Source organism: Brevibacterium sp. R8603A2 (assembly GCF_023072605.1).
In the GTDB taxonomy this organism is placed as follows: domain Bacteria; phylum Actinomycetota; class Actinomycetes; order Actinomycetales; family Brevibacteriaceae; genus Brevibacterium; species Brevibacterium pityocampae.
Genome location: NZ_JALLGN010000007.1, coordinates 1 through 11,519 on the forward strand (window position 1 = coordinate 1; position 11,519 = coordinate 11,519).

At 65.8% G+C, this 11,519-nt stretch carries 9 protein-coding genes and 2 pseudogenes; 5 read left to right on the top strand and 6 right to left on the bottom strand.

The annotated features are described in order from the left end of the window. A pseudogene (locus MTQ12_RS08185) lies at positions 1-127 on the top strand (IS5/IS1182 family transposase); the annotation flags it as partial. Here MTQ12_RS08185 and cas4 read toward each other — a convergent pair. From cas4 to MTQ12_RS15205, 6 genes are all read right to left on the bottom strand, one after another. Beyond that, positions 110-874: a CRISPR-associated protein Cas4 gene (gene cas4 / locus MTQ12_RS08190; protein WP_247618227.1), complete on the bottom strand. Its 765-nt coding sequence runs from the start codon at positions 872-874 to the stop codon at positions 110-112. The pseudogene MTQ12_RS08185 and the gene cas4 overlap by 18 nt on opposite strands. Continuing rightward, positions 867-1,907, bottom strand: coding sequence for a hypothetical protein (locus MTQ12_RS08195; protein ID WP_101652352.1), 1,041 nt, complete (start codon positions 1,905-1,907; stop codon positions 867-869). The genes cas4 and MTQ12_RS08195 overlap by 8 nt, the downstream gene beginning before the upstream one ends. Beyond that, positions 1,904-4,720, bottom strand: coding sequence for a type I-U CRISPR-associated helicase/endonuclease Cas3 (cas3u, locus tag MTQ12_RS08200; protein WP_247618228.1), 2,817 nt, complete (start codon positions 4,718-4,720; stop codon positions 1,904-1,906). Before cas3u ends, MTQ12_RS08195 begins: the two co-directional genes overlap by 4 nt. After that, positions 4,717-6,339, bottom strand: a complete 1,623-nt coding sequence (csb2, locus tag MTQ12_RS08205) for a type I-U CRISPR-associated protein Csb2 (protein ID WP_247618229.1) — start codon at positions 6,337-6,339, stop codon at positions 4,717-4,719. The genes cas3u and csb2 overlap by 4 nt, the downstream gene beginning before the upstream one ends. Before the next feature lie 5 nt (positions 6,340-6,344). Continuing rightward, a complete protein-coding gene (gene cas7u, locus MTQ12_RS08210; protein ID WP_101652346.1) occupies positions 6,345-7,544 on the bottom strand; it encodes a type I-U CRISPR-associated RAMP protein Csb1/Cas7u in 1,200 nt (399 codons plus the stop codon). A gap of 210 nt (positions 7,545-7,754) precedes the next feature. Continuing rightward, complete coding sequence (locus MTQ12_RS15205; protein WP_219618257.1) at positions 7,755-7,919, bottom strand: hypothetical protein; 165 nt, start codon at positions 7,917-7,919, stop codon at positions 7,755-7,757. Between MTQ12_RS15205 and MTQ12_RS08220 the strand changes: the two genes are divergently transcribed. The 4 genes and pseudogenes from MTQ12_RS08220 to MTQ12_RS08235 all read left to right on the top strand — a co-directional run bounded on the left by MTQ12_RS08220 (position 7,846) and on the right by MTQ12_RS08235 (position 11,516). After that, positions 7,846-8,130, top strand: coding sequence for a hypothetical protein (locus MTQ12_RS08220; protein ID WP_146000600.1), 285 nt, complete (start codon positions 7,846-7,848; stop codon positions 8,128-8,130). The genes MTQ12_RS15205 and MTQ12_RS08220 overlap by 74 nt on opposite strands. A gap of 500 nt (positions 8,131-8,630) precedes the next feature. Continuing rightward, a pseudogene (locus MTQ12_RS08225) lies at positions 8,631-9,975 on the top strand (IS256 family transposase). A 150-nt stretch (positions 9,976-10,125) separates the two neighbouring features. After that, complete coding sequence (locus MTQ12_RS08230) at positions 10,126-10,656, top strand: MaoC family dehydratase (protein WP_247618230.1); 531 nt, start codon at positions 10,126-10,128, stop codon at positions 10,654-10,656. Beyond that, the gene (locus tag MTQ12_RS08235) at positions 10,653-11,516 is read left to right on the top strand and encodes a CoA ester lyase (protein ID WP_247618231.1); all 864 of its coding nucleotides are present in this window, start codon (positions 10,653-10,655) and stop codon (positions 11,514-11,516) included. The genes MTQ12_RS08230 and MTQ12_RS08235 overlap by 4 nt, the downstream gene beginning before the upstream one ends. Positions 11,517-11,519: the final 3 nt, after the last annotated feature.

The window sequence follows — 11,519 nt, forward strand, 5'->3', positions numbered from 1 at the left end:
CTACAGCCGCCTGAAGCAGTGGCGGGCCCTGGCCACCCGCTACGACAAACTCGCCATCGTCTACCGCGCAGCAGTCGTACTCAACGCGGCTATTGCGTGGCTACACCATTTATCGGACACGCCCTAGTCGCTCACCGGCTTTGGTGACCACCAGACGGCCGCTGCGCACTCCGGCACGGCTTCCCGGAGTCGCCAGGTGGACGACTTGAGTATCCGGGTCAGCGACGAGGATCCGACGCGTTACCGGAACCGCAGATCGTTCGTCCGGAAGGCAAACCGAGACATGCGAGCATCGCGTGCATCGCGGGTCGTCCTCCAAAGGTTCGGGCGCCTTCGGAGCTGTGATCACCGCCCGGGTCTGATCGACGTAGCGGCGAGCGTCGGCGAAATCCGCTTCGTCGAGCTGCACCTCGACCCTGCGCCGGGTGGAGGTGAAGAAGACCTCCCATCCGGTGACCTCATTCCCCATGTCTTCCAGGCACAGCGTCTGGAGCGCCAGCTGAACACGGGTGGGGTGGGTGACCGAGCTCTGGCGCCGTACCGGATTCGCTTTAAACTCGACGACGGTCAATGGATCTCCAGGATCGCCTTCGACCACGTCGCACCTGCCGGAAAGGCCCAGCTCTGCATGCGTCACATCGAGTGCTCGGTGCTCGGAACCGCGTGATCTGCTCCGATCATCGCTCCGCGCATGGGCAGCTGCTCCGCTCTGCATCTGCGAGGTGTCGGTGTGCTCACCTGCGGCCTCGAGCCACGCCCTGCGCGGGCAGAAGACCGTGTGGGACACCAGGCTGAGCGGGATCGGACTCTCCACTTCTCGACGGAGATACTCCGTTGCAGGGGCGACGTACACCTCGTCGGTATCATCATCCATGACGATACTCCTCGCCGAGCGGGGTGACTTCGACGTCGAGAATGACCCGTTCGGGAGCTGAAGAACTGCCCCGAAGGTCGACCCGTGCGGCTCCGAGTGCAACCGAACCGAGTTCGACCAGCTGTGACTCCGCGGCGCGATCATATGCGCCCACGTGATCGTCATCGGCGATCTGTCTGCCCAGGACGGCCAGCGGCTCCGAGGCGATGACTGATCGCCAACGCGATAGGCTCACCGGTCGATCGAAGATCGGGACGACGAACCATCGCGTGTGCAACCGGTCCTGCGGAAACGCTCCTGCCGTCTGAGACTGCGCGTGCGGGTCGTGGGCCACCGGAAATGCGGTCAGTCCCCACAACGCCACCCATGCCTGAGCGGAATCGACTGGGCCGGGCCGCTGCAGGCCGGTGGCCGTCCGAGAATCGGGTGACCCATCGAGCTCGTCGTCGGTCCGCTCTCCCGTCACTCCGGCAAGTACGTCCTCCGGGGCACGGAGAGCAACCGTCCGGGCCAAGGGGGCGAAACGGTCCCCGATGAACTCAGCACCTCTGTTCCGGGTCTTCATCTCCCATCGACTGGCACCGGCGTCGGGCCGGGGCGACTGGCGCTCGAAGCGCCAGTAGGAGGGTTCCCCAAGAGCACCGATCATCGAAAGCGACAACCGATCATTGCGCTTGAGAAGCGCATCGAGGGAGCGTCTCCGCAGACGGGTGAGATTCGCCCACGAGTCGCCCGAGGTCGGTACTTTGATCCGTGGGCTAAAGACTCCCGTCGACTGCCTCTTTTCATGGTTCATGGTCTGCTGGACCCAGGATTCCGGATCTGCCATGCTCACAGCGTGTGCATGCAGCGAAGTGGCGATAGAGTCTGCCGACTCATGAGGGAAGCTCACTGATAGCCGAGGTTTGTCCTCGTCCGACCAGGACAACCGGATTCCGACAAACCCGGCGGCTTCGCCGATGGTGGCGAGCCCAAGGCCGGTGAAGTGCGTCAGCGCCGATTCGATCTCCCCGTTCACAACGATGTCGGTCATGATCTCTCCTTCGAGACTTGAGCGTCTGCGGCGCGCAGCACCGCCTCCAGATAGGCCATCCCCCACGTTCCATATGCGCGGCGGTTACGCTCGACGAGGCTGTCCCATTCCCCGCCGTCGAAGAGCTCGAAGGCTTCCCGGGCGGATTCGCACCGGTTGTCTCCGATCGCTGGCGAGTCGGCGGTGACGTCTTCCCTCGCGCGGGTGCCTTCGGAACTCATCGGCTCGGTCCCGAGGAGCAGCCGTTCGGCGCCGTGGGAGAAGAACGGTCGTCCATGCCCGTGTGTGGTTCCTACGAGCTGGATGAGGAGGTCCGACTCCGGCCTAGTCATCCTCCGTTCGAACGCAACACGGGCCGCTGCCGCAGCCGAGAGCTGTTCGTGGCGCCACCCGCTGGGCAATCCTGAGCGCTCTCGGGCGGCTCGAACCTCTACGGGAGAACGCTGCGTACTCTTCGCGATGAACCCCGTCTGCGTGCGTGCTCCCAGCATGCGCTGGAACCGCTCGGCCGATTTCCCCTCATCGTGGAGCAGCCCGGCCAATTCGACTACGGCACTGACATCGGAGTCCAACCCCAGGGCGTCGGAGTGGAACCGTGCGCGCGATGCGACTGCTCGTGCATGCTCGGAGAGCGCAACCGGGACCTCGGCCAGGCTGAACTCCTGCACAGTCGACTCGTCGTCGAGTGCACGAGCGCGCTCGGTGATGAGTACCCACGCCGGATCTTCGCCGGCAACCGGTTCGGAGAACCGCGCTTCTACATCGATGCCGGCAGGGTCACCCCAGATCACCTGGGCGTGGTCAGCAACGATCTCGTGATCCCAATCGGGACCCAACTCCGAAATCTCGGGTTCGGACAGGAGTGCGACCACGCCGTCGAGTTCGCTCCAATCCACCGCCGCGGCTCTGCGAGTCGGATTGCCGGACACCACGCCGTCCCGCAAGATCGGATGTATGTCGTCGACGATGACGATGTCCCCGCTCCGGACGTATTGGTGGAGAGCACCGGCATCACCGTTCGGGAGCTGCAGTACCATGCGGTCGCGGACGCGGAATGCTCGAGCGCGGGCCGCCGGCTCCCACTCGGCGGGGTCGTGCAGGATCCCTGCGATGAGGTCTCTGCCGTGCCGGGGCTCGACGGGGAATACCTCGAGCGCCTGCGGGAGAGCTTCGGACAGGAGTGCGAGGGCATCCCCGTCGTCCTCCGGAAGGCGACTCCGCACGACCAGACCCATGGATTCCCTCTCCGGCGAGAGGTCGTCGCGCAGGTGCAGCGTCACATCGTCCGAGCCGAAGCTCGGCTGCGAGGAGTGGGACCATCTCCGCGCGTCCCAGTCCTCAGGGCGCTGCAAGACCTCGCGGTCGAGTTCGGCCTCGGGCGGCGGGTTCCGGGTCACCGCCCATGGTGAGACCCCGTCCTTCGAATCGACTCGGGACCTCAGCCATTCCAGTGCACGGTCGAGTTCGTCAGTGGTATATGGCGGCCGGGCATAGTCGCCGGCGCGGTTCGCCGGGACGATGACGCTGATCATGGTTCTGGCGCTACGACCGATCCGGTTCACCCGGCCGAAGCGCTGTACGAGCGAACTCCCAGGGGCGAGCTCAGTCACCATCGCGGAGAAGTCGATATCCACACCGACCTCGACCGCCTGGGTGGTCACGAGAACGGACACATCCGGGTTGCCATCGATCGTGTAGAGGCCCGGGAAGCGCTGGACCGGTGCGCCCTCCTCGCCGGTGACGCCCCGCTCGATGTCGATCGGGCGGGACTGGCCAGTGCGGCAGACGACGGCGAGATCACGTCGTGAGCGGAGGAGTTCGGCGGCTACGAGGTTGGCGGTGTCGACATTGTTGACTACGCAACCGACCGTCCGTTCGCCGCCTTCCGCCGACATCAGGTCATGCACGTCGAGGACCTCGCGGCATAGCGCCTGAATGTACTTCTCGCGGGGTTTCGCGGTGCCGGAGTGCTCCGCCGATTCGACGATGCGCACAGGCTTCGGTGTGCACAGACGACGTCGCAGAACCTCATCGCTGTCGAGGTCAGCGGGCAGGACGCCTTCGACTTCATCGCTATGACCCTCCCCGGGAAGGGTCGCCGAGGTGCTCATAACCTGCAGGCAGGGAACAGTGGGAGGTCTGTCCGCCATGGATTCGAGAGCATCGATCCGGCGCGCGGTGAGATCGAGCTGGCGGGAGAGATGGGCCTCATCGATCACCGCGACGGTGTCATAGGCCAGGAGTCCGGCCTCGCGCGGCCGCGCGAGACGGCTGGAGCCGTAGCCGCGGAAAAGCAACCTGCTTCCGAACATCTCCGGAGTCGCACAGATCACCGTGCAGGTCGAGACGTCATCGACCCAGGACCGATCGCGAGGCGCGGCTCCGCGCAGCAGCACCGACCGCAGACCAGGCGTGGCCGTCCCCGGCGGTCGCGCAGGGGCCAGTAAACGGAGAGCCTCGCGAACCCGCGCGACGACGCCTCCTTCCGGCGCCATCGCCAAGCGATTGATCAGCTTCTGCGCCTGTGCGAGGTGGGAATCGACCAGTGCACGGCGACCCACGATCATCGCCATTCTGCGCGGCACGCGGGTGCCGGAGAGCGAAGCGGCGGCGACCGCGAATGCGTGGATCTCGATCACCGAGCTCTTGCCCGCGCCGGTGGGCGCCCCGAGAGCTGCCGGCCAACGGCCGGTGCGCAGCACCGTTTCGAGGAGCCTCGTCTGCCAGGCGAACGGCGTGTGCCCGGTGATCTCGGCGAAGAACTCGCTGAACTCCTCGGCGGTGAGCTGCGCGGTGGTGGAGGGCACATTCATCTCGATTCACCTCGAGTCCTGATGAGCGATGCCGGCATGTCGACCGGAACGAGGAGGCCCCCGCCCAGGTGGCGGCTCTGGCCGATGGCGGCCATCGCACCGTCCGGCAGGTGGTCACCGAGGTCGATGAGTGCTCTGAAGGGCACTGCCGGGACACCCTCGGGGAGTCGGTGAACGTAGTCCGAACCGTCGACGGGCAGCCGGTGGACGTCGAGGACAACGGGGTCGAGATCTTGTCTGACTGCGTCGACGAGTCGTCGATACCGCTCACCGCGACCGGCCAGCACAGGGCCGTATCCCTGCTGGTCCCGCCAGGTGAAGCCGATGGATGCGAGGACGGTCTCGACAAGAGACCACGGGGACCGCTGCCGGCGTATGTCGGCGATCATCGCGGGGATCGTCGACCGCAGGCGAACCATGCCGGCGGCCGGCGGATTCCAGAAGTCTTCGCACGAGACCTCGACGTCGCGCACCCGGACGCGGGCGAATCCGTGGCGGGAGCGAATCTCGCGCAGGCCGATGAGCGCATGCTCGAGTGCGAGCAGGTCATCACTTGCTGCCAAGGCGGGCAGGAGCAGCAGGAATGCGCCGTATTCTCCTGCGAGCGACGAGTACCTGCTGGCAGCCATGAGCGCCGGATCCAGATACTGGAGCGCAAGACGATTGGCCGGCTTCGTGAGGCCGTCCGGGTATCGCCCCGTGATAAACGACGGAGCCGGCCCGCTGATCCTCTTCACCAGCGCCCGGTGCAGCGCCACGCACCACGCGACGCGCTGCGGCTCGGGAATCTCGTCTGCGAACGCCCTCGGCTCCGCGCCGGGATGTGGTGTGAGCTCATCAACGGCGATGACGATAGCGTTCGTCCAGGGGAGCGAGGATGCGACACGTTGCGGGCGGACGTAGCGCTGACGCCGGTTCATCGATTCGGGGACCGGGTGCCGCCTCGACGACTCACTGGCCGTGTGCTTGTCACCGGCCACCGTCGGAGGCTTGAGCGGGTTCGCGTGCTCATGGGCATGCTGAAGCTCGTCGAGCCTGCCTGGCTGCGGGATGCGCACCCGGATGCCACCGCGGGTGAAGCGGCGCGCCTCCGGATCGCGCAGCCACGTGGCGTTCAGTTGCGTGCCTTCAGCGGAGGTTCTGGCGACCTCGAGGACCGCGGGTGAGAGCGCCTCGCCGATATGTGAGACCTCTGCGCAGAGGTGATCGAGCGCGGTGACGACCTCGTCGGGCGGGATCTCGTTCCATGACATACCGAACACCCCGTCGACGGAGACACCGTCGTCGGTCGCCTTCCCCGAAGTCTTGTCGACGAACCTCCCACCTTCCTTCGGAATGAGGCCCTCTTTGCGAAAGGCGATCGGCGCGTCCGGATTCGGGCGCGACGTCCGGGGCAGATGCAGCGCATCCGGCGGGTGGGTTTCGAACCAGCGCAGTGCCGCGCGGCTTTCCGGCGACGGCTGATTCCGGCCGGCTTCGACGACGGCGCTGGTACCGGTGAATGCGGATTGGGTCAGTGCGGAGTACACCCGGGCCGGGTCGGGGAAGTAGTCTGCGGAACCATCGGCGCGATGGCCGGTGTACGTTCCCAGGGGGAACCGGATTCTGAGCTCGAACACACCCATCATTCGTCCGATTCCTCTTCGGCGGCGTGGTGGACCTCAGGGTTGCCCACCACGTGGAGCACTTCGCCGTCCCAGCTGATGCCGGCGGTCGACTCTGCCTGCTGAATTGCAGCGGCGAGGAGCTCGTCCGCCTCAGGAATGGTCAGCGGCTCCAGCGTGACAGAGTTGCCGTGCCGCTGGTCGAGGGTGACCACGGGCGCGCCGTCCTCGACGAGGTGGCAGTCGGCTCGCAGGAGGAGTTCGGAATCCGACCGGGCAAGGCCATTGAGGGCGTATGCGGCCAGAAGTGCCCGGCACGCGGCATCTCCCTCAGGACCTGCGCCGAAGCGGAGCTGCCGCAGAGCGGCGAAGGACAGGACGTGGGAGCGGACGATTCGGGAGCAGGAGACTCCGCCGAGGGATTCCAGGGTGGGTGGTACCCCGCCCAGGCCCAGCGTGGATCCGGAGAGCGTGGCGCCTTTCGCCTTCTTGGCCTGTGCTCGCGTTTCCGTGACGGTCTTGGGGCTCAGCTCGTCCTCCTGCGCGTCGATGAGAGTGGTCATCTGGTCGCCGGTGAGCTGCACGCTCATGCCGACGGGGTCGACGCGAGCTCCGCCCTTCCGGGGAGGATCGGTAGCTTCTGCGCCGGACTGATCGGCGAGGAACCCAATGATCTCACCTGAGAGGGCGCTTTGATAGCGGCCCTGGTTCGATGCGCGGGAGGAGTCCCACGACCCGAACACGAGGCTACCGGGGCTGAGTTCGAGCAGCGCACGGGCGTTGGTCTTGCTCGCATTGCGGGCTTCGCGGTAGATCGGGTTTTTGGTCGCGGGCGCGCCGTCGATGGAGCCGGCACGGATATGCCCGTCGAATGCTCGGTGTGGGAGTTCGATATCGGTGAACGCCTGATCAGAGTACGTGACTCGAATGCGAGGTGTGCGGCTCAGAATTGCGTGACCATCGGCGATCGCAGCGGCGATCTGCTCCTCGCAGCGATTGAGCTGTGACTGCTTCGAATCGATGAGCACTGCATGCTGTGCCGAGCCGTTCACGAACCTGATGAAGTACGAGAACGCCGAGGATCGCCCTGAGACGAATTTCGCGGGGGAGACGGCTGCGTGTGGGCCGGCCGCAGGGCTCAGTGCGGTGACCGAGGTGAGGACGCTGGGGCCGCCTGCCCGGCAGGCGGCCGTGAGGGTTTCAAGAGTGAGCTTCTCCATGGGATCCTCCTGGATCAGAGTGTGGTGGGACGGGACGGAGATCGGAATGATCTGGGCAGAGGGATTGAAGGACTGCGAGCTCTGTGCGCATCACCGGATCAGTGACGCATGTCTGCTCCCGCGGGGCGCCGGCACGCTGCAGATCAGGGGCTCTCGTGGAGCTCCGCGTCCGTCTCCCCGGGGTCTCCGGGAAACGTCGGAGAATCGGGTCTACAGTTCCTCCTTCGTTTCGGCTGCTCTGGGCGGGACGGGCGTCACGACGGTGTTGCGGGATTTGATGAACTCACGCGTCCATCGGCGGATGGAAAACACGCTGACGTTCTCCTTGCGAGCGGTCTCGCTGATGTTCACCTCACCCGACAGGACGCTCAGCACGATCCGGCGCTGCTATTTCGGCGGAACCGGGGCAGTTCTAACCATGATCGAACTCTCCTTCGGGCGCGATGTTTCAGCACTGTCATCGGGCGTAGGTGCGACGGTTGTTTTCACCGCGCCCTCCGCCCTGCCCATGGTTCGTGTTGAGTCCACGATCATCATTGGCCGAGGCACGGACACGGGCTGCTGCGGAGGGTTCGTGCCCAATTAGTAGGGGTGATGACGATCACAGCCTAGCACGAGAGTGAGTGTTTAACAGAAGTTAACACATTAGCTCTTGTGGACGAGCTGGTGAATGCTGTCGAATGGTGTCACTGAGGTGATGGAGACCGGTGCCGCTCCCGAGCATTGAGCGGCACCGGAAACGAAGCGGAGAGGCGTGGGTGCGCATCTCCGGTGCGCGACGCGGCATGTGCGCGGTTCAAGTTGACACACCCTCAACGAAGTACTGCATATCGTACGCGTGTCGCGTCATTCACCCGCAGCAGTGGTCGTCGTTCTGACGGTGGGATGCGCGGCGCAAGCACGAGGCTAGCAGGGAAACGTCCCCGGGTGTGTGCCCGCGGACGCGCGACTCTCTCCCATACTCTGCCGAGAGAGCCACCGCATCGACCTCCCGGTTCCACCCTATTCCGGATCCAGCTCGTGATCCCCGGGCGTGCATGCCGGGGGTGTCAAATGAATTGTGTACCGGTTCACTCATGAGAGGACATGATGGTGACTGTGACCGATGCACAATCGAACCCGAATCAGGCATCCGAGCTGATTGAGCAGCTCAAGGCGTCCGGGGCTCTGGATGAGCTGTTTTCCAAGATCGATTCCGGTGAGGTCGAGCTGACCGGCGACGGTGGTCTGGTGCCGGCGCTGATCAAGGAGACACTCGAGCGAGGCCTGCAGGCGGAGATGACCTCGCACCTGGGCTACGGGCGACCGCGACGACAAGGTGACGGCCAATTCCCGCAACGGCTCCTATGCCAAGACCGTCGCGTCGGAGGCCGGCGATATCGAGATCGCCGTGCCCCGGGACCGGGACGGGTCGTTCACCCCCAGGCTGGTGCCGAAGGGCTCCCGGCGGTTGGGTGGACTCGATGACATGATCATCAGCCTCTACGCCGGCGGGATGACGATCCGGGACATCCAGTACCACCTGCTGTCGACGATCGGCACCGAGTTGTCGCACGAGACGATCGCCAATATCACCGATGCGGTGCTGGAGGCGGTGATGGAGTGGCAGAATCGACCCTTGGAGGAGTTCTACCCGGTCATCTACCTCGACGCGATCCGGGTCAAGGTCCGCGACAACGGCCACGTCAGATCCAAGGCCGCTCACATCGCCGTCGGTGTCGACATGGACGGCATCAAGCACGTGCTCGGCATCTGGGCGCAGAACACCGAAGGCGCCTCGTTCTGGGCCCACGTGTGCGCGGAGCTGGCCAACCGCGGCGTCCGCGACGTGCTCATCGTGTGCTGCGACGGACTGACCGGCCTGGCTGAGGCGATCGAGGCGACCTGGCCGGATTCCATGGTCCAGACCTGTGTCGTCCACCTGATCCGGGCAGCGAATCGGTTCGTCGCTTACGGCGACCGCAAGGCCGTGTCGAAGGAGCTCAAGACGATCTACGCCGCTGCGAACGAGGAGACGGCCCTGCAAGCGCTCACGGAGTTCGCCGAATCACCATTGGGCCAGAAGTACCCCTCAGCCGTGGCGGTATGGGAGAACGCCTGGGACCGATTCACCCCTTTCCTGCAGTTCCCACCCGACCTGCGCCGGGTGATCTACACGACCAACGCGATCGAGTCGCTGAACTACCAGCTGCGCAAGGTCACGAAGAACCGCTCCCAGCTCCCCACCGACGACTCCGTGGTCAAGCTGCTGTGGCTGGCGATCTGCAACATCGAGGACAAGCGCGCCCGTGAACGCGAGAAGGAGTGCGGCAAGGCCGGCACACGAAGAGCTTCCGGCCGGCTCGTCGAGGGCCAAGTCACGACGAACTGGAAACAAGCCCTGGCCCAGCTGGCCGTGGCCTACCCCGACCGAATCAACCGATACCTGTAAAACCCCGCACACAATTCACTTGACAAGCCCTGCATGCCCGGCTCACCAGCACAACACGTGCGCCATCGGGCCTGCGCATTCCGCTCGACGCCCGGGCCTGCGAGAATCGGGATCACGACCAGCATCGTCAGCACACGAAGGGACATCGGCATGACCACCGAGGCGAACCCAGACTCCACGTCCGCACCGAGGACCATCACCCAACGCGGCCTGTGGTTCGACGAGATGGAGGTCGGCACGGTCTACAAGCACGCGCCGGGCCGCACCATCACCGAGGCCGACAACACCTGGTTCACCGCGGTGACCATGAACACCCAGGCGCTGCACCTCGACGCTGCCTTCGCGGAGTCCGAGCCGTTCGGCCAGCGGCTGGTCAACTCGATGTTCACGCTCGCCACCCTCGTCGGGCTCTCCGTCTCGCAGCTCACCCAGGGCACGATCGTCGGCAACCTCGGCTTCTCCGAGGTCTCCTTCCCCAAGCCCCTGTTCCACGGCGACACCCTCTACGCGGAGACCACGATCCTCGACAAGCGCGAATCGAAGTCCCGCCCCAACCAGGGCATCGTCACCCTCGAACACATCGGCCGCAACCAGCGCGGCGAGGTCGTCGCCAAGGCCGTCCGCCAGACTATGGTCTTCACCTCCGCCCACGACCCGCAGAACCCGGAGATCACCGCATGAGCCCCACCGACTCCGCCCACACCGGCCCCACAACTGACAAGGCCACCACCCAGCCCGCCGACTTCGACTTCGCGCCGGCCTGGCTGTTCGTGCCCGCCGACCGCCCGGACCGCTATGCCAAGGCCGCCGAGCGCGCCGACATCGTCATCATCGACCTCGAGGACGCCGTCGCCCCTGCGGACAAGGCAGCCGCCCGCCAGTCGGTCAAGGAGAACCTCCTCGATCCCGCGCGCACGGTGGTGCGCATCAACCCGCGCGACACCGAGGAGTTCTCCGCCGACCTCGAACTCCTCGCCACCCTGCCCTACACCCACGTCATGCTGCCCAAGGCGGAATCCGCCGCTGACTCCGCACCCCTGTCCGACTACCGCGTCATTGCACTCATCGAGACCGCCCGCGGCGCCGTCAACCTCTCCGAGATCGCCGCCGCCCCCGAGGTCGCCGGCCTCATGTGGGGCTCCGAGGACCTCATCGCCGACCTCGGCGGCGGCTCCTCCCGCCTGCCGACCGGCGGCTACCGCGACGTCGCGCTCCACGTCCGCTCGCAGACCCTGCTCACCGGGCGCGCCCACGGCAAATGGGTGCTCGACTCGATCTGGGCCGACATCCACGACCTCGACGGGCTCGCCGCCGAGGCGCTCGACGCAGTGGAGAGCGGCTTCGCCGGTAAGGTCTCCATCCACCCCAAGCACATCCCCGTGGTCCGCGACGCCTACCGCCCCACCCCGGAGCAGCTCGCCTGGGCGCGCGCCGTGCTCGAACTCGCGGAGACCTCGGCCGGGGCCTTCAGTTACGAGGGCAAGATGATCGACGCCCCGCTGCTCAAGCACGCCGGCCACATCGTCGCCCGCGACCGCTGACGC

Coding starts and splice junctions, on each gene's coding strand:
- MTQ12_RS08235 (WP_247618231.1), top strand. CDS start 10,653: ATGAGCCCCACCGACTCCGCCCACACCGGCCCCACAACTGACAAGGCC.
- cas3u (WP_247618228.1), bottom strand. CDS start 4,720: ATGAATGTGCCCTCCACCACCGCGCAGCTCACCGCCGAGGAGTTCAGC.
- MTQ12_RS08195 (WP_101652352.1), bottom strand. CDS start 1,907: ATGACCGACATCGTTGTGAACGGGGAGATCGAATCGGCGCTGACGCAC.
- cas4 (WP_247618227.1), bottom strand. CDS start 874: ATGGATGATGATACCGACGAGGTGTACGTCGCCCCTGCAACGGAGTAT.
- MTQ12_RS08220 (WP_146000600.1), top strand. CDS start 7,846: ATGGAAAACACGCTGACGTTCTCCTTGCGAGCGGTCTCGCTGATGTTC.
- cas7u (WP_101652346.1), bottom strand. CDS start 7,544: ATGGAGAAGCTCACTCTTGAAACCCTCACGGCCGCCTGCCGGGCAGGC.
- MTQ12_RS08230 (WP_247618230.1), top strand. CDS start 10,126: ATGACCACCGAGGCGAACCCAGACTCCACGTCCGCACCGAGGACCATC.